We start from the raw sequence: 20174 nt of genomic DNA on the forward strand, positions 1-20174 counted from the left end.
AAAATATCGCTAAAATTTAACTAAACCGTTTTAGCAAATCAATGGCGTTCTCGGATTTCTGCGTAACATCTTTAAGCTGTCATCTTTTTTCTGCATGCTGGAGCGTCTATTTATCAACCAGATGGATGTGCATATGTCGCAACCGCTTTTTGTTTTCGATCTCGATAACACCTTGATCCACGGCGACAGCAGCACGCTCTGGAGCCGCTACCTGGTGCGTGAAGGCTTTGCCAGCAACCCGGACTATCTACTGCATGAAGAGCGCATGATGCTGGATTACGCGCGCGGTGAAATGGATCTGCATGCGTATGTGGCGCTGACCCTGTCGCCATTGACGGATATTCCGATAGCGCTGGTGGACCGCATGGTTGCGCTGTGTGTTGAAAAAGAGATCGTGCCGCGCATCTACCCGCAGGCGCTGGCGTTGATTAACCGCTTACGGGCGCAGCAACAGCCGATGCTGATTATCTCGGCATCGGTGGGGTTACTGGTGAAGGCTATCGCCCCGGTGCTGGGCATTGAGCACGCCATTGGCGTTGAGGTGAAAACCGATAACGGGCGCTACACCGGCGTTATTGACGGGACGCCCAGTTACCAGCAGGGAAAAATCACCTGCCTGGAGAACTTCCTTGCCCGTCACCCGCAGTATGACGGGCCGCTGACGTTTTACACCGATTCGATTAACGATCTGCCGCTGTGCGAGCGCGCTGACCACGTTTATCTGGTGAACCCGTGCCAGAAGCTGGCAGCGCACGGAGCGCTGCGCCGCTGGCCAGTGCTTGACTGGCAACTTACTCAGGCGTAAACAGCGGCACCGGTTTGCCGGTGATATAGCGTCGGCGCAGCCAGGCTGACGCGGTATCCATCAGCATCACCACCGCCACCAGGATCAGGGTGATAAACATCACCACATCCCAGTTCCACAACCGCATGTTCTCGGCATAAATCAAACCAATGCCGCCCGCGCCAACAAACCCCAGCACGGCGGCCGAACGGGTGTTGGATTCGATCTGATAGAGGCTAAGGGCAAGAAATGTCGGGAAGGACTGGGTAAAGGTGCTGAAGCGGTGTTTTTGCAAACCCCCTGCGCCGACCGCTGTTAAGCCGCGACCGGGTGAGCGATCCACGGCTTCATGGCTTTCTGCATACAGACGCCCGAGCAACCCGGTGTCCTGCATAATGATCGCCAGTACCCCGGCAAGCGGTCCCAGCCCGACGGCGCGCACGAAAATCAGCCCCCAGATCGCCATATCAATACCGCGCAGGATGTCGAACACACGGCGCATGAAAAAGGCGATTGCCCCGGTAATCCCGCCTTTCATGATGTTGCGCGCCGCAAGGAACGACAGCAGCAGAGCAAACACTGTGGCGGTCAGGGTCCCGGCGAAGACAATCGCCAGCGTGATGCCGATCTGCGTAAAGTAGTAGCCAAATGGCCAGTTAAGGAAGTCGTGCCAGACGAACATCCGCAGAATATAGCGTCCTATCTGCTGGAGGCCGCTGAGCGCCTGATCGACAGGAATGCCAAACTGCATAAAAAACCAGCCGTAATAGAGCAGAACGGCCAGGGCGATAAGCGCAAGACGGCGCAGATAGCGCCCCTGTGCCTGGAACAGATTTTTGTTCAGCTTGCGGCTTAATGCGACGTTCGGAACGGTTTGTACTCGGGTCATTTTTTCCCCTCCAGCACCCACTGGCGCAAGCGCCCGGAGAGCGTATCGAGCAGCGACACCACAATGATAATGAGCAGCAGCGTGATGCTGACCTGATCGTAACGGTCGAGTTTGATGTTGGTCATCAGCTCCTGGCCGATGCCGCCTGCGCCGACCAGACCAAGAATGGTGGAGGAGCGGAAGTTGATCTCCAGGCGCATAAAGCCGTAAGAGAGAAAAATCGGTTTCACCTGCGGCCACAGGGCAAAGCGGATGCGCTGCAGATGCGTTGCGCCGCAGGCCGCCAGCCCGCGCACGGGTCGGTCTTGCGCGCTTTCCACCGCTTCATAAAACAGCTTGGTCAGGCTGCCGATGGTGTGCAGCGTCAGCGCCAGAAAACCGGGAATGGCGCCGATGCCGAAGGCCATCACAAAGATCACCGCCCACGCCAGTTCCGGCATCGTGCGCAGAAATGCCACCAGCGTGCGCACCGCAAAGCGGACTGCCGGAGGCGACCAGGTGTTGCCTGCCGCCAGAAAGGCGAATACACCGGCGATGGCAAAGGAGAGGATCGTGGCGGCCAGCGCCAGTTGCAGGGTCTCCCAGATCAGCGGTAGCTGGATGGGTAGTCGATACCCCCAATAGGCCAGTGAACCCTTGGTATGGCTGTCGGCAAACAGCACTGGCCAGTGCAGCGTGGGCACGGTTTCCAGCATGTAATCGAGAAAGTTGGGCAGCGAGTGCCAGATGGTGGCGAGATTAAACTCCGCCGCACTGCCCGCCGCAAAATAGAGGGCCAGCAACAGTAATGACCAGGTCACGGTATCGCGCTTTTGGCGCATTCTGACCTGCTGATAGTAGTGTTCAAACTGCGTATTCGACGTGCTCATGCGTTGCAATTGCGTCCTGTATGACAATCGAATAAAAGCCCCTGGTTTTTACGCAGGGGCTTGCGACATCGTGAGACGACAACTTAACGGGCGGTAACCAGCTCGCGTTTCATCTCAATGATCTGTTTAAAGTCGTCCACGCTACCCGGGCCGATATGCTGCGTGCCACCCATCGCTTTCACGAAACAGGCGTGGTTGTCGGTATCCAGTTTTTTGATTGCCGTAATGACTTTGGCTTTGAAATCCGCCGGCAGGCTGTTGCTGACGAGGATCGGGCCGTTCGGGATCAGCGGCGATTCCCAGATAATGCGGATTTGTTTCATCAGGTCCGGGTGATCCATACGGATCAGGCGGTTAAATGCGCCCACGCTGTAACCGGAATTGTAATCGCCGACCATAGACGTCCAGGTGACGGCGCCAGCGAACTGACCGTTCAGCACGCCGAGGATGTCCTGCTCATGACCGCCAGAGAAGGTGACGCTGGAGAAGTAGTTGTTGTATTTGTTATCCGCGTTGCCGCCGAACTTCTGTTTGAATTCATAGTTCGGGATCAGGTAACCGGAGGTGGAGTCTGGATCGGCGAAGCCAAAGGCTTTACCTTTCAGGTCTTCCAGTTTTTTGTACGGGCTGTCGGCTTTGACGATCACGACCGAGTGGTAACCGCGAGACTTGTCTTTGTCATCTACGGCGATGCCGACGATATCGACCGCTTTCGGGTTGTTGATATACACCGAGGCGTAAGACGAAGGCGACATGCTCAGCACCACGTCGACTTTGCCGCCCAGCAGACCCTGGATCACGCCGGAGTAGTCAGATGAGTTGCGCAGTTTGGTGTCCACGCTGAGCTCTTTATCAAGAAACTCTTTGACGCACTGGTTGTCGCCAATTTGTTGGGTGGCGTTTTGCCCGCCAAGGATCCCCAGATTCAACTCTTTCGGCTGCTCCGCCGCCGAAGCCTGCCATGCCAGCAGCAGACCTGTCATCAATGCAGATAAACGTAATGCGCCCGAAATATGCTTTTTCATTGTCATTGCCTGTGTTGTCTCATTGGAAGGGGAAGAATTAATGCAACTGGCTTATTTCATCGCCATAAAGGATCTGCAAAACGTCCTGCGTCAGTCGTGAAGGGTGGTCGTCAAAAACAATTCGTCCCTGAGAAACGCCAATCACGCGCGTGCAGTACTCTTTTACCAGCTCGACGGAGTGCAGGTTTACCATCACGCTAATGCCTTGTTCGCTCACTTCGCGCAGTACGCCCATGATGCGCTGCGTGTTTTTCGGATCCAGCGACGCGACCGGCTCGTCGGCCAGCAAAATGGAAGGATTCTGGATCAGCGCCCGACAAATCGCCACGCGTTGCATCTGGCCACCGGAGAGGGTTTCCGCACGCTGGAGGGCATGCGGCAACATATTCAGCCACTCCAGCAGCGCAATGGCTCTGGCGCGATCTTCATCGGTGAACACTTTAAACAGGGATTTCAGCGTTGATGTCTGGCTCAGACGGCCCAGCAGCACATTGGTGAGCACATCAAGGCGCGGCACCAGGCAGAAGTCCTGGAAAATCATCCCGCATTCGCTGCGCCACTGATTAAGCGCGCGGCCTTTGAGGCGCGAAACATCGCGCGGCGTACCCACTTCCGGGAAGCTGTTGATCTCACCGGACGTCGCGCTGTGCGTGCCGTTCAGAACGTGCAGCAGGGTTGATTTTCCCGCGCCCGAGCGACCAATTACGCCGACCATCTCGCCGCGATGCAGATCGAAGCTGATGTCGTGCAACACAGTCTGGTGCGCGTTATAGGACTTGCGTAAGTGGTTTACGCTTAGCACTTTTTGTTTCGGCACCGTGTTGAGTTGATGCAGAGACGAATAGTGGCCTTCAGAAATTTCCGCCAATGCGCTGTTCATAAGTCATCCGGTTTTTTCATTAAACTGGCGACCATTAAGAGGACGGGTGATGATCGTTTTATGACGGAAAGACGAACAAATAGTGAACGTGTGGCTTCGTTGGGAGGGGAATAAGATGAGCAGGCTATTTCATATAAGTGATAGTGATATATTTTTGCCATCCGGGTGCACGTTGTACGCCCGCAGGATCGGAAAAGAAGGGCAGTCTCAGACGCGGCGCTGAAGATATTTCGACAACCCACTCGCCTTCACCCAGAAAACGAAAACGGACCTGCTCCGCGCTAATTGATACATTATCAAAAATGCCCGTTGCCCACATCTGGCCAATTCGCACAACCTCCTTTACGCCATGTCGGATATCAATCAGCACGATGGTCAGGGATTCTTCAAAGATAACATTATCAGTAAGAAACAGCAGATAGCGCGTGTTATCCACCTGTACCGCGGCTTCAAGCAACAGGCCGGGAACGGTGATATTCGTTACTTCCTCTGCGATCAATACGACCGATTGGGCCTGGCGGAAGTCGGTGGCATCGCGCGTAGTGACAAGTGAGACGTTATTGGCTTTACGCATTCTTTATTCCATGTCCGATAAAGAGAGGAGCTTCAGAATATTCTCATCGGGAGCCCCGATAAAGCGAGTATGCTATACCCCTTTATGACCATTCACGACGCTACTCAGTTGTTTTTAAAGCGCGTACGCGCCCGGAGATCATAAGATGGAATTTGACTGGAGATATATTTTTTATCTTTTCTTTGCCCTGTTGATAGCGTTTGTGCTTCGCCAGGCAATTTCGATGATTATGCCCGATTTTCGGCAATTCAGGATGGAATCCGCGGTGCGGAAAACCGGTATCGGCGTGAATGCGGATATCATTTACCGTAGCAAGACTGGCATGATTGACGGCGAAGACCCGGTGTATCGCCTGACATTCAAATTTGTCACCCGTGAGGGCGTCGAGGTGCAGTCGAGTCTGGAAAAAGCGCTGGATATGGACGGTTTTATCCGTTACGCGCCCGGTAACGTTGTGGCGCTAAAATACGATCCCAACCATCCAGAACGTATTGCTTTATATCGCCACGACCGTCCGTTGATTTTGGGCGATTAATTTTTACCGTAGAACAGTAGAATACGAGCACAGAGAGATGGAAATTATTTACGTCATTTTTATTATTGTGGTTGCCGCGTTGCTACTGTTTGGTCTCTACAAGTTGGTGCGTTGGATCCGCCAGCTATTTATTGAGGTGCATGTGAGCAAATATGGTATTGGCGCGAATGCCGATATTATCGCGCTCAAGCGCACTAACTGGATGGGCAGGCGCACAGTCTATTGTGAACTGGTATTGCGCTTCAGAACCCGCGAAGGGCAGGTGGTGCAGGCCAGCGTGTTTGAGCACCTGAACCGCCGTGAAATTGTGCGTTTTGCTGAAGGTAACGGCACCACTGTAAAATACGATCCGCAAAATCCGCAGCACATTATCTTATATGACCGCCCGCTAATTTTAGGCGATTAATCCCGGCGAATTCCTGTTACCCCAACAGTGCTGATTATGGAAGGTTTACTGCGAAATCAGCGCTGTTTCTCTCATGCCATCCGGCTCGTTAACCGCCTTCCCGCCTTCGCACTGCAACACCCGTTATTTTAATCACGCCAGCGTCACAAAAGTCGCAAAAAACAAGCCACTGCGTTGCATCGGTCAGATCTCACGCTATATGTTAAATTTGTGTTTAAAAAATGATACCGAGGGATTGTTCATGGATAAGAAAACAGATCTACTGGTCGCTGCGCTGGCTCTGCTTTTTTCTGGCTCCGCACTGGCGGCGGTACCACAGGGCTACCCGGCGGACTATCAGAAAATAGTCGACGCTGGCACCAAAGAAGGCAAAGTTGTTATCTACTCCACTACCGACACCAAAGCCGCAGGGCCGTTGATCAAAGGCTTTGAGGCGCAATATCCGGGCATCAAAGTCGAATATAACGACATGAACAGCACCGAACTGTACAACCGCTATCTCAGCGAGCAGGCATCCGGCGGCGGTAGCGGTGATGTGGTCTGGAGTTCGTCGATGGATACCGCGCTGAAACTGGCGACTGATTACGCCGACGAATACGCCTCCCCGGAAGTGAGTAAATTACCGAAATGGGCGGTATGGCAGAATAAAGCTTATGGCACCACCTATGAACCGGTCGTGTTTATTTATAACAAGCGCTTGATCCCGCAGGGCGATGTGCCGGACTCGCATAGCGCACTGGCCAAATTGATCGCCAGCCAGACCGATAAATTCAAAAATAAAGTCACCACCTACGACATCGAAAAATCCGGGCTGGGCTTTATGCTGGCGGTGGAAGATCTCAAATTCGATAAAGACTATTTCGCGCATCTGGCGGACGTGGCAAAAGGCGGGCTGACGGTGCAGTCCTCCACCGGCACGATGATGGAGCGCGTCTCCTCCGGGGAAAACCTGATTGGCTATAACATCCTCGGATCGTACGCCGAAGCCCGCGCCAAAGGGGATAATGCTCTGGGTATTTCTTACCCGAAAGACTATATCCTGGTGTTGTCCCGCGTCTCGTTTATCAGCGCGCAAGCGGAACACAGCAACGCCGCCAGATTGTGGTTCGACTATGTGTTGTCGGAAAAAGGGCAGAGCATTCTGGCCAATCAGGCGGACATTCCCTCCCTGCGTAACGATATTGAAGGCAAAAACGACATTGATGGCATGACCAAAATGCTTGGCGATGCGCTCAAACCGATCCATGTGGATGCGTCGCTGCTGGAATATCTGGAACCGAAAAAGCGTCTGGAATTTATTAAACAATGGCGTGCGGCTGCCGCCAAATAATGGCTGTACGGGTGGCGCGTCGTGATAGCGCGCCCCCTTTTCATCGCCGGGATGGTTTGCCTGAAATACCTGACCAAAGGGATGACCAATGAATACATTGCGCAGAAAGTGGCAGGGGATGCCGCGCGGTGTGATCGTGCTGATCACCGCGTTGGTTATTTATGTTCCGCTGTTATTTATTGTGGTGCAGAGTTTTCTCTCCGCGCCCTTTTTTGTCCGTTCCAAAGAGCTGAGTCTCGAATCTTTCGCCTTTATTTTTACCGATCCGGATTTTTATCTGGCGCTGAAATCTGGCTTTATTCTGGCGTTTGGCCTGGTGTTTATCGCTATTCCGCTGGGCGGCATTCTCGCGTTTCTCATGGTGCGCACCGACTTGCCCGGTCGCCGCTTTATTGAGCCGTTGATCCTGGTGCCGATCTTTGTTTCGCCGATGGTGTTGGGTTTTGGCTATGTGGTTGCCGCCGGGCCGGTGGGCTTCTTTTCGCGCTGGGCCGAGGAGGTGATCGGCTTTGTGCCGTGGAATATCTACTCCATGTTCAGCATTGTGGTGATTGCCGGACTGACGCACGTGCCGCATGCCTATTTGTATATCTCGTCGGCACTGCGCAGCGTGGGCTCTGATGTGGAAGAGGCTGCCCGTACTGTGGGCGCGTCGCCATTGCAGGTGATGACATCTGTCAGCTTGCCGATGGTGCGCCCATCGATTCTGTACGCCTGCGTGTTGCTGTTCTTCCTTGGGCTGGAGGTGTTCGGCCTGATGCTGGTACTGGGCGATCCCGAAGGCAACATGGTGCTGGCCACCTATCTCTATAAGCTCACCAACAAGCTGGGCACGCCTTCTTATCATCTGATGGCCGCCGTTGCCGTGGTGCTTATCTGCATCACCATTCCGCTAGTGATGCTGCAACGCCGCCTGATGCGCACCGCTAACCGCTTTGTCACCATGAAAGGCAAAGCGTCACAGGCGCGGGCGCTGCCACTGGGCAAATGGCGCTGGGTCGCCGGCGCGGTGGTGGTGGCCTGGTTAACCGTCACCATCGGCGTACCGCTGATTGGCGTTGTGCTGCGGGCATTTATCTCGAACTGGGGGGTTGGCGTTTCACTGTGGGATGAGGTTTCGCTGGATACCTTCCGTAATATCTGGCAGCAGCCCAATCTGCTGCGCGCGATCGTGAACTCGATGGCGATTGGCGTGTTCGGCGGGGCGCTGGCGGTGATCTGTTATCTGTTTGTCGGCATTGCCATGCACCGTAAGCAGGATAACGTCACGCGGTTCCTCGATTACAGCGTGCTGGTGCCCCGTGCTGTGCCGGGGTTGCTGGCGGGGCTGGCGTTTTTGTGGGTGTTCCTGTTTTTGCCGATGTGGCTCGATCAGTCGCTGAAAAACGGCTGGCTCTCCGGATTGCCGGTGGCGGAGTGGCTGCGTGAGAACCTGATTGTCTGGCTACGATCGCTGCGAAACACCATCTTCAGCGTCTGGCTGGCTTATACCGTGGTGTGGATGGCCTACGGCCTGCGGCTGATCTCTTCCACCCTGTTGCAGGTGGGGCCGGAGCTGGAAGAAGCGGCGCGCAGCACCGGGGCGACCAGCGGTCAGGTCACACGCCATGTGACGGTGCCGCTATCGCGTTATGGCCTGATTGGCTCATGGCTGCTGATGTTCCTCATTTTTGAGCGCGAGTACTCAACCGGTGTCTATTTGCTCTCCCCGGGGACGGAGACGATTGGCTCGATGCTGGTGTCGCTGTGGGCCGCGGGAGCGATTGATATCGTTGCAGCGCTGTCGTTTATCAACATTCTGCTGGTGGTCATTGGTCTGGGTGTGGCCCTGCGTTTTGGAGTGAAATTACATGATTGAGCTATCGGTAGAGAACTTACATCTGACTTACGGCGACAACCCGGTGCTGAAAGGCGTATCGATGGAGCTGAAACGCGGCGAAGTGGTGTCGCTGCTTGGCCCGTCTGGCAGTGGCAAAACCACCTTGCTGCGCGCGGTGGCCGGGCTGGAGAAACCGACTCAGGGGCGCATCACCATTGGCAGCAACATTGTTTATGACGGCACCCCGCGCAGCGAAATCCCGGCGGAAGAGCGCAATCTGGGGCTGGTGTTCCAGTCCTATGCGCTGTGGCCGCATAAAACGGTATTCGAGAACGTCGCTTATCCGCTGAAGCTGCGCAAGGTCCCCTCTGCAGAAATCACCCAACGTACGCAAACGGTGCTCGATCAACTGGGGTTGGGGCACCTGGGCAAGCGCCATCCGCACCAGCTTTCCGGGGGGCAGCAGCAGCGTGTCGCCATTGGCCGTGCGCTGGTCTATAACCCGCCGGTGATCCTGCTTGATGAACCGTTGTCGAACCTGGATGCCAAGCTGCGCGAAGAAGCACGCGTCTTTTTGCGTGAGCTGATTGTGAAGCTGGGGCTGTCGGCGCTGATGGTTACCCACGATCAGAATGAAGCGATGGCGATTTCCGATCGTATTTTGTTGCTCAACAACGGCGTCATCGAACAACAGGGCACTCCACAGGAGATGTACAGCACCCCGTCGACGCTGTTTACCGCTGAATTTATGGGCAGCAATAACCGCCTGCACGGAACGGTAACCGATATCAGCAACGGCAGGGCGCGTATCGAAGGCGCGAAATGGTCATTGTGGGGCGTGGCCGGGCCGGGACTGAGCGTCGGTCAGCAAGCGACGGCGGTGATCCGGGTGGAGAGCCTGCGGCTGGTCGATGCGCCGCAGGATAATTTCATGGAGTTACCGATGCTTACCAGCATGTACCTTGGCGATCGCTGGGAGTATCTGTTCCGCACGGCAGGGGATGACTTTGTGATCCGCGTGTACGGCACTCAGCAGCGCGACATGCAAAATTACCGTGTGGTATTGCCAGACGATCAACTCTGGATCTTCCCCAAAAGCTGATTACGGCAACGACACCCACCGGTAACCCACCACAATGGTCACCGTCACAATCGTGGCGGTGGCCGCAATATGCATCAGCAGATCCAGCGCGCTGATATGCGTCGGGTGGCACAACGACAGCAGCGTGAGCGCCATACAGGCAACCCCTGCGCCCGCCGCGGCCAGGCTGCGCAGCGGATACAGCGTGCGTGTACGGCGCAGATAACCAATCACCATTGCCACCATCGGCGTACTGACCACGACCATAAACAGGTAGCAATTCGGTCCTTCTATGGCACCGACGGCAGGCGCGCCATGGTGGCTATGCAGGTTGGCGAGTGTGCTGATTAACCAGAGACCTGCCAGTGGCGCAAACCAGCGCCAGTTCAGCGGTCGCTGCCCTGCAATGCTCAGTAAAAAAGCGTTACGCACCGCAAGCAGACCGGCGACAAATGTCAGCAGGAGCTGTACCGCTGCCCAGTTCGCCCCCGTTTGTGACCAGTCGGTCAGCGTGCGGTTCAGCAATAAGCTGGCGATGATCCCGCAGGGCAATGCCATGGCAACCCATGCTAGAGTCCGCCAGCCCGGTTGCCACGGGCGTTTTACCGGCTCCATCGAGCGGCTTAATTTTTCTATCAATACGTCATGATCGGCCATGTTGTGCTCCTAACCGACGAAGATTACTCAATGCGCGATGCAGCAGGGACTTAACGGCGGAGACCGTCAGATGGGTGTGCGTCGCGGTTTCCGACAGACTCATCTCCCGCAGATGAACATGCTCCACTATTTGCCGCTGGCGTGCCGGTAGCTGATCCAACAGTGCCGACAGTTCTTCCTGCGAATGCTGCGGCTCGCTGGCGGTGAACAGCGGCTCCGGCGCGAGGTCGCTGTCCGTTTCCCGCAGCGAGTGGCGACCGCGTTTACGCAGTGCGTCAATGCCGCGCGCGTGGACTATCGCCATCAGCCAGGGCAAAAACGGCGATGCAGGATCGTAGGTATGACGCACCCGGTGCACGGCGAGCAGCACATCCTGAACAACATCTTCCAGCAGAATGTCGTCGGCTATTTGCCGGCGCGCCAGTGAGCGGATCACCGGCACCAGCGCTTTCAGCAGCCGCGTATACGCCTGTTGATCGCCCGACTGCGCAAGCGCCATCAGGTGCGGCCATTCGTCACGCGCTGCCTCACTTTTATCCATATTCCGCCTTTATGTTTTTTTCCCGCTGGCCCCGGTCAGCGCGTTAACCACAATCGAGGGGGTTAATACCTGCGGCAATATCTTCGGCGCGCTGCCGTCCGCCGGGTAGACCACATACAGCGGGAGGCTGCCCTGACCCAGCTCGTTCAGCGCATCATCGATATCGGCGTTGAATGTTGTCGAGTCAGCAATCATATACAGCGTGCCAGTCTTCGCCAGCGCCTCTTTTACCGCCTGGGTGGAGAGCGATGTCTTCTCATTCACCTGGCAGGTGATGCACCACGACGCGGTAAAATTGACGAAAATGGCTTTGCCGTGGCCACGATTGTCAGCCACGGTTTGCGGCGACCATTTTACTTCTTCCACCTGCTGCGTTGCCTGCGCTGAAGGCAGTGCCGCGCTGTTGGTTATCACCGACGGGAGCGGAACCAGCGCGGCGAGCAGCAGGGCCGCCGTCGCAGTGAACAGCGCTTTATGCCTGCGCCCGGCAAAGCGCTGCTGTTGCGCCATACCGTACAGCCAGGCGGCAAAGCTCACCACCACTGCCGCCGCAAGGATTGCCGCCAGCGCCGTGTTACCTGCTTGTTGCGCCAGTACCCACACCAGCCAGCCAAATGCGCCAAACATCGGGAACGCCAGCCCGCGTTTCAGGATGCCCATCCATGCTCCGGGGCGCGGCAGCCATTTACCGAGCGCCGGGAACAGGGAGATCAGGCTGAAGGGAGCGGCAAACCCCAACGCCAGCGTGAAGAAGATCGCCAGCGCCACTGCGGGCGGTTGCACCAGCGCATAGCCAATCGCGCCCGCCATAAACGGCGCAGCGCAGGGCGTCGCGACGATAATCGACAGTGCGCCGGTCAGCGCTGCGCGGGTAAACGCGCCGCGTTGCAGGTTTATCTCCCCGGCACGTTGCAGGGAAAGCCCCACTTCGAACACCCCAAGCAGGTTTAACGCGGCGCCAAGGATCACCAGCGCAAGGAAGGCAATCACCAGTGGCGACTGGAGCTGGAAGCCCCAACCGACGGCAGTTCCCCCGGCGCGCAGGGCCAGTAAGATCCCGGCGAGGATCAACATGGTTACGACCGTGCCCAGCAAAAAGCCGAAGCCCTCTTTGCGCACTTGCGCGGGATCCTGCGTATGGCGCAGAAGGCCCAGCGCTTTGAGGGAGATTATCGGGAATACGCAGGGCATAAAGTTGAGGATAATGCCGCCAGCGAAGGCGGCGAGCATGGCGGTCAGCATAGCGATTCTCTGGAGTCAGGTTGTTCACAGCGCATCAGGAATGCGCGTTGGCGTATTGTTTCACTGCTTCCATCGTTTTCTGAATATGCGTTTCCGGGTTTCTGTCAGTGTAGCTCAGCAGGATCTTACCGTCCGGCGCGATGACGAAAGAGGTACGGTCTGAAAGGGTTTTGCCGTTCATTTGCATCAGCGTGTCATACTGTGCGGCCACTTTCGCGCCTGGGTCGGCGGTGACGGTAAACTTGTCGCGGCACTCCAGCTTCGAGAACTCATCCACCTGATCGGTATTCCCGGCGGTGACACCAATTACCGTGGCACCCAGCTTTTTAAAATCATCTGTCGCTTCGGCAAACGCGTGGGCTTCAATGGTGCACCCTTTGCTGAATGCCGCCGGGAAGAAGTAGAGCACCACCGGGCCTTTTTGCAGCGCCTGCTGCAATGAGAAGGTCAGCGGTTTGCCTGCCAATGCGCCTTGTAGTTTGAAGTCCGGCGCTTGTGTGCCTGCCGGCAGGGCTGCTTGCGCGTTGCCGATGCTAAAAAGGGCGGCGGCGGTCAGGTTCAGAACGAGTTTTTTTATCGGGGTCATGTTGCGCTCCATTTGGGTGAAGAAGAGTGACGCTCATATACAGTTCGCTGGTGGAGAACGGAAAGTTTCGGTCCCGGAAAAAAAATTGCGCTTTGCGCTACGCTGATAAAGTATTAACCAGGGTCACAACAACGGAGCAGAACAGATGGAACCTACCCTGAGTCAGGTGATTGACTTTATCCGCGAATTTACCGGTCATCGACGTATTCCCATTCATGAGCATAGCTGGCTTGAAGCCGATCTTGGCGTAACAGGCGATGAGGGTGTGGATCTTCTGGAGGAGATTGCGCAGGCCTTTGACGTGCAGCTTTATACGGATGAAGAGGGGTACAGCAAAACGTTTTCCCTTGGGGAGAATGAATACCTGTTCCACGGTGAAGGTCTGGACCTGTTTGGTATCTTCCGGTTTGTTAATTGGTTGCGCGGTATACCCGAACCGGTGGTCCGCGATCTGTCTGTCGGGCAATTGCATCGCGCGTTAGCGGCGGCAACCAGGCATAAATAGATGCAGCTTGTTGATACTACTGTGTTGAACACACAATTCTCTTTGTAGGGCAATCGACGTTTTCTGTATCTGAGGCATCCATTAATCGCATAAAAAAGGAACCAACGGTTCCTTTTTTAGCAGAGCTATGTTGGAGAGTTAACGCTATTCGTGAGTTAGTTTTATTTCTTTTATATTAAAATTTCGGCACTTTTCGATAGACTCAGGCTGTATATCAAATCTTACTTTTTTAATATTCTCAGCTTTAGTCCAGTTGGCGATTTTAGACATGTTAAAGACCGCACCATTTTGAGGGAGAATCATGCTAACACTGTTTTCTTCACTGAAGCTCCCTTCGTCTGAACTCCAGAAAATTTGAACCATCAGATCATTATCACTTTTTTTGCAGCTGACATTTAAGTATAGACTGTTTTTTTGTGTGATGAGTTTGGGGTCGAAATTGAATATGACGAAAGGATCACTTCCGATGATTTCGTAATCGCCATCTTTATTTTGAATATCATGAACGCGGTCATAATCTCCATTAATTCCACTATCTCCAGTTGTAGCTTTCAGCGCATGAATAGGTGGCGGAGACAGGAAGAAATCATTAATAATGCTTCGTTCAACACTTGTGACAAAAACATAATCTGGTTTGTAGGTTTTTATCGCATTATACAACCAGATCGGATTTGAACCAAAGTAATGAAGTTGAACTATGTTAGTAAAAGAGGCTGCCATGAACGGCGACATTGCTGTGCCAAATGAATCCCTAAGCCAAAGTACTCTGGCATTTTGTCGAGCGTTGCTTGAGAAGATTCGGATGGGGCTGTTTGGTGCATCAATAGGTTCGTTGGCGCTTTTGCTAATTAATGAATTTGTTTCAAAGTCATATTTTTCTATGTCAATATTCTCTTTTGATAGGATATCAACATATTGAAAATGATCGGTGGTTAAATTTTCCGTGCGAAGGAATCGGGACAGGTCACCCCCAGCTTTGTTTTTCCAACCCGTGTATTTTCCAATGCTTGTTGAGTGATAAGCACCATCGCTAAATACATTTTCCATAAAATAGCTAAATGCTAACCAACCTGCTATAGTATTCCAATGGGTATCTGTTTTATAGTAAAGAGGTTCTTTGTAGTTTGATTTTTGCTCAGTTAAAAATTTTGTAGGATCAATAAAGATACCTTCTTTATCAGCATCTAAAACTGCGCTAACTTGTCTGTATTCTGCTGAGTGCGCCCATTGCGGTAAATATTCACCATAAATACTTTCTTTATCAGGTCCAATTAATATTTTAAATTTTTTCACTCCGTTCTCGCGAAAGAAATCATTCCATTCCTGCATTGAGCTGGCTATTTTTTTTGCATTTTCTGTGTCATTTTTAGTTGCCCCTTGTCGTCTGTTTGATACCGTATTGGCCTCTTGATCACCTAAAAATAACCAGCCATCATGCCCAACAATTACCTGATCAGGGAAGAGGCTAATGCCATAACTGGACAGTATTTTGCTGACAGGTGCAGTGATTGAATCCAGCTTATAATACTGTTTTGTTTTGAAATACTCAGTTAAGCTTTTGTCCCAATGAATGAGATTGTACACCGGCAGTAGCGTTAGCATCAGCGCTGAAATGATTAAAAATGTAAAGACGTATTTTTTCATATCGTTGCTCAAAATTTTGAATACAGTGAAACACTATTTGCTCCAGAGAGAGCTGATAGCATGGCAATAGTGAATAAAAGAATCGATGCAGCAGTTCGTGTTTTTACTGACGTGCTGATGGTTAATTCAGTGGTGTTTTTTTGAGTGATAATAAAAAAAGCCGCAACCACAAAGATGAAAATAAGAATGTTCTCTGAAACGCCAATGGGTATCTCAGGTAGAAATCTCTCCAGGAAGAATCCGGACCAGGAAAGTTTCCACGTTTCTATTTCTGTCGATATATTATCGTATACGCCTTGTAGTCCTATCATTCCGCCTAAAACTTTCATCGCAGAATCAAGATCTCTGGCCCTAAAGAAAACCCAGGTGACATTAATGAAGTTGAAGGTTATCAGCCAGGCGATTGGGTCTGGAATAGAAACTCTTAACTTTCCCCAAATTCGATGAATGATAAGAGCCAATCCATGTAACAGTCCCCAAATTATGAACATCCAGTTTGCGCCATGCCATAATCCTCCGAGTAAGAATGTTATCAGAAGATTTGCATATGTTACCGCTTCACCTTTTCTATTTCCTCCAAGTGGAATATAAATATAGTTCCGAAGAAAACGACTCAAGGTTATATGCCAGCGACGCCAGAAATCTTGAATGTTTAAGGCCTTATAAGGAGAGTTGAAATTTATCGGCAACTTAATGTTGAATAACAAAGCTGCACCAATCGCCATATCCGTGTAACCACTAAAATCAAAGTATAACTGGAAAGTATAACTAAAACTGGTGAACCATGCGTCCAACATGCTTAAATGTAATGAGTTATCAAAGCCCTGATTGGCCCATACAGCAAACACATCGGAAATAATTACCTTTTTAAAAAGACCAATGGAGAAAATAAAAATACCAAGTGAAATATTTCTATAGTTTATTAGTTTATTCCATTTTGATGAAAACTGAGGAATTATTTCTTTGTGATATGTTATTGGTCCGGAAAAAAGTTGTGGGAAAAAAGTTACAAATAATAAGTAATTTAAAAAACTATAATTTTCAGTTCTCTCTTTATAACTGTCAACAATATAAGCTATCTGCTGGAAGGTGAAGAAACTGATAGCAAGTGGCAATGCCATATGCATCAGTTCGAAATGAGCACCTAACGCATTTAAGTTGGATAAAAAGAAATCTGCATATTTAAAATATCCAAGTAGTGATAGGTTAAATACAATCCCGGAAATGAATGTTAGTTTTTTTAAACTATAGGTTGATTTTATTTTGACAGATTCAATTTTACTATTTCTTAGCAACGATCCAATCAGGAAATTAACAATCGTTGAAAGAAGTATAAGTGGTAGGAAACGAAGATCCCAAAAACTATAGTAAAATAAGTTTGCGAAAATTAACCATATCTTTGAGAACATTTTCTGTTTTAAATGGTTAAGCCAAAAATATATTGCAAATGTTATTGGTAAAAAAAGTAAAATGTACTGGTATGAACTAAAAAGCATATCCTAACCTTATGCGGAATTAACGACACACAATTCTTATACATATTATTACAATTGTACTTAGAAAAATCTAATTTGCCAAGCTATTCTTGGTGGATATATTGAATGAGATGACATTCCCAAGCACTGAACATTATTATGCGTTATGAAGCGGAGTGCTAATTTGCTATGCGGAGTATCCGACACCAGAGACAGGCAATGAATATTATATAAGAAAATGGTTGTGACTTATCATAACTTATTGTTTTATATAAAGAAGATTAGTCTGGAGAGCACGGGCAACTTAGCCAGGCATTACTGGCATATAGCAAGCCGGCTAAATTTACAGCATTACAATGTCCATCCCATCGCTGAGTTGCCAGAAGAGGGGGCTAGAGAATATGATGCAAGAACGCGGATTGGACGTAATTTACGTACTACAGAGGTAGATGATGGTCCAAAATTTATAGGCCGTGGGTTATTAAATCTGGCAGAAAGATAAAATAATACGGATTTCGCAAGCGAGTTTGAGAAATATTATGTAACCGATCCCGCTATCGTTGCGAGGAACCTGCATGTTGCCGTTAAAACAGCGTGTTATTATTGGGATCCAAGCATGTTAATGCGGCAGTCGACAGGAATGGTGTAAATAACGTAACCCTTCTTGTTACAGTGGTTACAACGATCTCGAAGGAAGGAACGGGGCGTTGCTTAGCGCAAAGAGAGAGCCTGGAATAATATGAAAATATCAACTGACATTATAACATTATTATTGTTTGCTATAACTTTTCCGGCTGTGACTGCTGCGAAAGATTCTGAGTTAACGTGTAAAACTCAAGCAATAAATGAAGCAAATAAACTACTGGCCTTTTATCGAGACAATGATGACAGGGCAGAGGTTGATAAGGACGTAACTGCATTGGCGAAGATGAAAAATCCGGAAAATAAATCTCAATATTATGATGTACTACAAACATGGGGTTATATCTACAAAGGTAAATATCGGATGAGATTCATCTTCCTCAATGACTGTACTCTTATGGGGGAAGAAATTTTAGAGTATGCGAATCCTTAGCATCACTCTGAATTTTACCTGTAAATCGGGGCGGCATTTTTGCCGCTCCCCACAATAAAATGAATAACGGAATTTCTCTTCAATTCCGTTTAAAGTCCAAGATAATTCAATTGCGTTACTCCCTTTATTCACCCGGGAGCCCTTTGCAGCGCTCCTTTATCCGGCATGGCTTTGGCAGGCTGCAGCTTGAGTCAGGTGGTCTCCTCTTCAGGTGACCTAAGCCGCTTCACTTCTTCTACTTCCCTACCACCACACTTCTTACTCCAAGTGTAAAAGGGCGCGTCAAAATTTGCCGAGAAGCCTGCCGGTTACCGGAATGTACAACCAATATCAAGCCAATGATCGTCATCGGAGATGGAGCGGCTACAGGGATTGTTCTCAAGGGCGGTCGGATGAATGGTGGCCTGATGGGCGTTATCAGGCAACGGTGGCATTAGCTCAGCGCCTGCTGCAGTTCTTCCGCCATCACCCAGAGTGCCCGGTTGAGCTTAACGTCGCCGTCTATGCCTTTAACCGCGCGGGTGTGGCTGCGCTTGCCTTTGGCAGTACGTCCTTGCAGACCACCTTTCCGCAGGTTTTCCTGGCAACGATTAAAAACTGACCACAGTTCGTCCTGACGGTCTTCATAGCGGCGAAGGGTCAGTATCTGGGATGCCGTCACCGGCTGGAACCCTTCGCGCTGCAGGTTCTCCAGCAGGGTGATGGTGGGAATAAACGTGTACTTTTCACTCGTGGAAGCATGTTTGTCCTCTCCGAAGACGCTGGGGACATGCTGCATGAGCTCTTCACGGGTTAAAGGGCGGTCGCGGCGAATCTGGTTAATACAGCCAAAGCGGCTGGCTAATCGCATAATAAAAACTCCTGTGGGGTTAACGACATAAAAAGCAGACAGGCCACGCTCCCGACAGGAAGCCAGGCCTTGTTTGATGAACGTTGTATTGATGATGGGTTGAGGAATAAACGGGTATTGCTGAAAGTGCTGCCGGGAAGATGGAAGCCCCTTTCAAAGTGGTTGTGGCAGGTTTTTCAGAAACGTAGCAACGGTGATTTTGCTAGTGTTCCGGGTGTAAACGACATCCATCTCTAAATTTAACAATCTAAAAAATACATTTGTCTGGTTAATTGGATGAAATCACATTATTCAGCTATGTGGTTGGGATAATGCGATAAATTCACGTAACTGGAGAAATAACATGGAGTTTTTCAGGAAAACGGCACTGGCAGCACTGGTAATGGGTTTCAGCGGTGCAGCGCTCGCCTTACCGAACGTTACCATTTTAGCGACCGGCGGGACGATTGCCGGTGGCGGTGACTCCGCAACCAAATCTAACTATACGGCGGGCAAAGTTGGCGTAGAGAATCTGGTCAAAGCCGTTCCTCAACTTAAGGATATCGCTAACGTGAAGGGTGAGCAGGTCGTCAATATCGGTTCGCAGGATATGAACGACGACGTCTGGTTAACCCTGGCGAAAAAGATCAATAACGAGTGTGACAGCACCGACGGCTTCGTGATTACCCACGGTACCGACACCATGGAAGAGACCGCTTACTTCCTCGATCTGACCGTGAAGTGCAACAAGCCAGTGGTGCTGGTTGGCGCAATGCGTCCGTCTACCGGGATGAGCGCAGACGGTCCGTTCAACCTCTATAACGCGGTGGTGACCGCGGCGGATAAAGCCTCTGCCAGCCGTGGCGTGCTGGTGGTGATGAATGACACCGTGCTTGACGGGCGCGACGTGACTAAAACCGACACCACCGATGTGGCGACCTTCAAATCCGTAAACTACGGACCGCTGGGCTACATTCATAACGGCAATATCGACTACCAGCGTACGCCTGCGCGTAAACACACCACCTCCACGCCGTTCGACGTTTCTAAGCTGAATGAACTGCCGAAGGTCGGTATCGTCTATAACTACGCGAATGCTTCAGATCTGCCGGCAAAAGCGCTGGTGGATGCGGGTTATGATGGGATAGTGAGCGCGGGTGTGGGTAACGGCAACCTGTACAAAACGGTCTTCGATACGCTGGCAACCGCAGCGCATAAAGGGACTGTTGTGGTGCGTTCTTCCCGCGTACCGACTGGTTCAACCACGCAGGATGCTGAAATCGATGATGCGAAGTACGGTTTCGTTGCCTCTGGTTCCCTGAACCCACAGAAGGCACGCGTACTGCTGCAACTGGCGCTGACGCAGACTAAAGATCCGAAACAGATCCAGACGATGTTTAATCAGTTTTAATCGTTGAAGGCGGCTGC

Annotated in this window: 22 protein-coding genes and 1 pseudogene; 9 read left to right on the forward strand and 14 right to left on the reverse strand. The window is 51.4% G+C overall.

Features of this window, described 5'->3' with window-relative positions; genetic code table 11:
- Positions 1-133: 133 nt before the first annotated feature.
- Complete coding sequence (locus N7922_RS05635) at positions 134-805, forward strand: HAD family hydrolase (protein WP_263099628.1); 672 nt, start codon at positions 134-136, stop codon at positions 803-805.
- On the opposite strand, the gene phnE (N7922_RS05640) is transcribed toward N7922_RS05635, so the two are convergent.
- From phnE (N7922_RS05640) to N7922_RS05660, 5 genes are all read right to left on the reverse strand, one after another.
- A complete protein-coding gene (gene phnE, locus N7922_RS05640) occupies positions 792-1673 on the reverse strand; it encodes a phosphonate ABC transporter, permease protein PhnE (protein ID WP_263099629.1) in 882 nt (293 codons plus the stop codon). The two genes, N7922_RS05635 and phnE (N7922_RS05640), sit on opposite strands and share 14 nt — an antisense overlap.
- A complete protein-coding gene (gene phnE / locus N7922_RS05645; protein WP_263099630.1) occupies positions 1670-2542 on the reverse strand; it encodes a phosphonate ABC transporter, permease protein PhnE in 873 nt (290 codons plus the stop codon). Before phnE (N7922_RS05645) ends, phnE (N7922_RS05640) begins: the two co-directional genes overlap by 4 nt.
- Before the next feature lie 83 nt (positions 2543-2625).
- Positions 2626-3567, reverse strand: coding sequence for a phosphonate ABC transporter substrate-binding protein (gene phnD, locus N7922_RS05650; protein WP_061493500.1), 942 nt, complete (start codon positions 3565-3567; stop codon positions 2626-2628).
- Positions 3568-3604: 37 nt separating this feature from the next.
- Positions 3605-4447: a phosphonate ABC transporter ATP-binding protein gene (gene phnC, locus N7922_RS05655; protein ID WP_263099631.1), complete on the reverse strand. Its 843-nt coding sequence runs from the start codon at positions 4445-4447 to the stop codon at positions 3605-3607.
- 124 nt (positions 4448-4571) lie between these two features.
- On the reverse strand, positions 4572-5021 hold the full coding sequence (locus N7922_RS05660) for a hypothetical protein (protein WP_263099632.1): 450 nt from the start codon (positions 5019-5021) through the stop codon (positions 4572-4574).
- A 145-nt stretch (positions 5022-5166) separates the two neighbouring features.
- Between N7922_RS05660 and N7922_RS05665 the strand changes: the two genes are divergently transcribed.
- The 5 genes from N7922_RS05665 to N7922_RS05685 all read left to right on the forward strand — a co-directional run bounded on the left by N7922_RS05665 (position 5167) and on the right by N7922_RS05685 (position 10213).
- Positions 5167-5556, forward strand: a complete 390-nt coding sequence (locus N7922_RS05665; protein ID WP_263099633.1) for a DUF3592 domain-containing protein — start codon at positions 5167-5169, stop codon at positions 5554-5556.
- A 37-nt stretch (positions 5557-5593) separates the two neighbouring features.
- Positions 5594-5962: a DUF3592 domain-containing protein gene (locus N7922_RS05670; protein WP_263099634.1), complete on the forward strand. Its 369-nt coding sequence runs from the start codon at positions 5594-5596 to the stop codon at positions 5960-5962.
- A gap of 241 nt (positions 5963-6203) precedes the next feature.
- Complete coding sequence (locus N7922_RS05675; RefSeq protein ID WP_263099635.1) at positions 6204-7292, forward strand: ABC transporter substrate-binding protein; 1089 nt, start codon at positions 6204-6206, stop codon at positions 7290-7292.
- Between the two features lie 88 nt (positions 7293-7380).
- Positions 7381-9150, forward strand: coding sequence for an ABC transporter permease (locus N7922_RS05680; RefSeq protein ID WP_263099636.1), 1770 nt, complete (start codon positions 7381-7383; stop codon positions 9148-9150).
- A complete protein-coding gene (locus tag N7922_RS05685; protein ID WP_263099637.1) occupies positions 9143-10213 on the forward strand; it encodes an ABC transporter ATP-binding protein in 1071 nt (356 codons plus the stop codon). Before N7922_RS05680 ends, N7922_RS05685 begins: the two co-directional genes overlap by 8 nt.
- On the opposite strand, the gene N7922_RS05690 is transcribed toward N7922_RS05685, so the two are convergent.
- From N7922_RS05690 to N7922_RS05705, 4 genes are read right to left on the reverse strand one after another with little or no spacing between them, the layout of a single operon-like run.
- Entirely contained in the window at positions 10214-10849 is a 636-nt protein-coding gene (locus N7922_RS05690) for a DUF1109 domain-containing protein (RefSeq protein ID WP_263099638.1), read from the reverse strand.
- Positions 10836-11390 carry a sigma-70 family RNA polymerase sigma factor gene (locus tag N7922_RS05695; RefSeq protein WP_263099639.1) on the reverse strand — a complete coding sequence of 185 codons (555 nt, stop codon included), beginning with the start codon at positions 11388-11390 and terminating at the stop codon, positions 10836-10838. Before N7922_RS05695 ends, N7922_RS05690 begins: the two co-directional genes overlap by 14 nt.
- A gap of 9 nt (positions 11391-11399) precedes the next feature.
- Positions 11400-12632, reverse strand: coding sequence for a protein-disulfide reductase DsbD family protein (locus N7922_RS05700; RefSeq protein WP_263099640.1), 1233 nt, complete (start codon positions 12630-12632; stop codon positions 11400-11402).
- Positions 12633-12666: 34 nt separating this feature from the next.
- On the reverse strand, positions 12667-13218 hold the full coding sequence (locus tag N7922_RS05705) for a peroxiredoxin (RefSeq protein ID WP_263099641.1): 552 nt from the start codon (positions 13216-13218) through the stop codon (positions 12667-12669).
- 145 nt (positions 13219-13363) lie between these two features.
- Here N7922_RS05705 and N7922_RS05710 point away from each other — a divergent pair, with 145 nt between their 5' ends.
- Positions 13364-13723, forward strand: coding sequence for a DUF1493 family protein (locus N7922_RS05710; protein WP_263099642.1), 360 nt, complete (start codon positions 13364-13366; stop codon positions 13721-13723).
- A gap of 144 nt (positions 13724-13867) precedes the next feature.
- Here the strand turns inward: N7922_RS05710 and N7922_RS05715 are convergent, their stop codons facing one another.
- Together N7922_RS05715 and N7922_RS05720 are read right to left on the reverse strand one after the other, a co-directional pair.
- Entirely contained in the window at positions 13868-15367 is a 1500-nt protein-coding gene (locus N7922_RS05715; RefSeq protein ID WP_263099643.1) for an alginate O-acetyltransferase AlgX-related protein, read from the reverse strand.
- A gap of 8 nt (positions 15368-15375) precedes the next feature.
- Positions 15376-16863 (reverse strand): MBOAT family O-acyltransferase, encoded by a 1488-nt coding sequence (locus N7922_RS05720; protein ID WP_263099644.1) that lies wholly within the window; start codon positions 16861-16863, stop codon positions 15376-15378.
- A 718-nt stretch (positions 16864-17581) separates the two neighbouring features.
- Between N7922_RS05720 and N7922_RS05725 the strand changes: the two genes are divergently transcribed.
- Complete coding sequence (locus N7922_RS05725; protein WP_263099645.1) at positions 17582-17917, forward strand: hypothetical protein; 336 nt, start codon at positions 17582-17584, stop codon at positions 17915-17917.
- 131 nt (positions 17918-18048) lie between these two features.
- Here the strand turns inward: N7922_RS05725 and N7922_RS05730 are convergent.
- The 3 genes and pseudogenes from N7922_RS05730 to N7922_RS05740 form a co-directional block, all read right to left on the reverse strand.
- Positions 18049-18201: pseudogene (locus N7922_RS05730) on the reverse strand (IS3 family transposase); the annotation flags it as partial.
- Between the two features lie 24 nt (positions 18202-18225).
- Complete coding sequence (locus N7922_RS05735) at positions 18226-18351, reverse strand: hypothetical protein (RefSeq protein ID WP_263099646.1); 126 nt, start codon at positions 18349-18351, stop codon at positions 18226-18228.
- Complete coding sequence (locus N7922_RS05740; RefSeq protein ID WP_263099647.1) at positions 18351-18767, reverse strand: DUF945 domain-containing protein; 417 nt, start codon at positions 18765-18767, stop codon at positions 18351-18353. The genes N7922_RS05735 and N7922_RS05740 overlap by 1 nt, the downstream gene beginning before the upstream one ends.
- Positions 18768-19110: 343 nt before the next feature.
- On the opposite strand from N7922_RS05740, the gene ansB reads away from it, so the two are divergent.
- Positions 19111-20157, forward strand: a complete 1047-nt coding sequence (ansB, locus tag N7922_RS05745; RefSeq protein ID WP_263099648.1) for an L-asparaginase 2 — start codon at positions 19111-19113, stop codon at positions 20155-20157.
- The last annotated feature ends 17 nt before the right edge of the window (positions 20158-20174 follow it).

This window comes from Kosakonia sp. ML.JS2a (genome assembly GCF_025642095.1).
In the GTDB taxonomy this organism is placed as follows: domain Bacteria; phylum Pseudomonadota; class Gammaproteobacteria; order Enterobacterales; family Enterobacteriaceae.

Coding starts and splice junctions, on each gene's coding strand:
- N7922_RS05635 (WP_263099628.1), top strand. CDS start 134: ATGTCGCAACCGCTTTTTGTTTTCGATCTCGATAACACCTTGATCCAC.
- phnE (WP_263099629.1), bottom strand. CDS start 1,673: ATGACCCGAGTACAAACCGTTCCGAACGTCGCATTAAGCCGCAAGCTG.
- phnE (WP_263099630.1), bottom strand. CDS start 2,542: ATGAGCACGTCGAATACGCAGTTTGAACACTACTATCAGCAGGTCAGA.
- phnD (WP_061493500.1), bottom strand. CDS start 3,567: ATGAAAAAGCATATTTCGGGCGCATTACGTTTATCTGCATTGATGACA.
- phnC (WP_263099631.1), bottom strand. CDS start 4,447: ATGAACAGCGCATTGGCGGAAATTTCTGAAGGCCACTATTCGTCTCTG.
- N7922_RS05660 (WP_263099632.1), bottom strand. CDS start 5,021: ATGCGTAAAGCCAATAACGTCTCACTTGTCACTACGCGCGATGCCACC.
- N7922_RS05665 (WP_263099633.1), top strand. CDS start 5,167: ATGGAATTTGACTGGAGATATATTTTTTATCTTTTCTTTGCCCTGTTG.
- N7922_RS05670 (WP_263099634.1), top strand. CDS start 5,594: ATGGAAATTATTTACGTCATTTTTATTATTGTGGTTGCCGCGTTGCTA.
- N7922_RS05675 (WP_263099635.1), top strand. CDS start 6,204: ATGGATAAGAAAACAGATCTACTGGTCGCTGCGCTGGCTCTGCTTTTT.
- N7922_RS05680 (WP_263099636.1), top strand. CDS start 7,381: ATGAATACATTGCGCAGAAAGTGGCAGGGGATGCCGCGCGGTGTGATC.
- N7922_RS05685 (WP_263099637.1), top strand. CDS start 9,143: ATGATTGAGCTATCGGTAGAGAACTTACATCTGACTTACGGCGACAAC.
- N7922_RS05690 (WP_263099638.1), bottom strand. CDS start 10,849: ATGGCCGATCATGACGTATTGATAGAAAAATTAAGCCGCTCGATGGAG.
- N7922_RS05695 (WP_263099639.1), bottom strand. CDS start 11,390: ATGGATAAAAGTGAGGCAGCGCGTGACGAATGGCCGCACCTGATGGCG.
- N7922_RS05700 (WP_263099640.1), bottom strand. CDS start 12,632: ATGCTGACCGCCATGCTCGCCGCCTTCGCTGGCGGCATTATCCTCAAC.
- N7922_RS05705 (WP_263099641.1), bottom strand. CDS start 13,218: ATGACCCCGATAAAAAAACTCGTTCTGAACCTGACCGCCGCCGCCCTT.
- N7922_RS05710 (WP_263099642.1), top strand. CDS start 13,364: ATGGAACCTACCCTGAGTCAGGTGATTGACTTTATCCGCGAATTTACC.
- N7922_RS05715 (WP_263099643.1), bottom strand. CDS start 15,367: ATGAAAAAATACGTCTTTACATTTTTAATCATTTCAGCGCTGATGCTA.
- N7922_RS05720 (WP_263099644.1), bottom strand. CDS start 16,863: ATGCTTTTTAGTTCATACCAGTACATTTTACTTTTTTTACCAATAACA.
- N7922_RS05725 (WP_263099645.1), top strand. CDS start 17,582: ATGAAAATATCAACTGACATTATAACATTATTATTGTTTGCTATAACT.
- N7922_RS05735 (WP_263099646.1), bottom strand. CDS start 18,351: ATGCCACCGTTGCCTGATAACGCCCATCAGGCCACCATTCATCCGACC.
- N7922_RS05740 (WP_263099647.1), bottom strand. CDS start 18,767: ATGCGATTAGCCAGCCGCTTTGGCTGTATTAACCAGATTCGCCGCGAC.
- ansB (WP_263099648.1), top strand. CDS start 19,111: ATGGAGTTTTTCAGGAAAACGGCACTGGCAGCACTGGTAATGGGTTTC.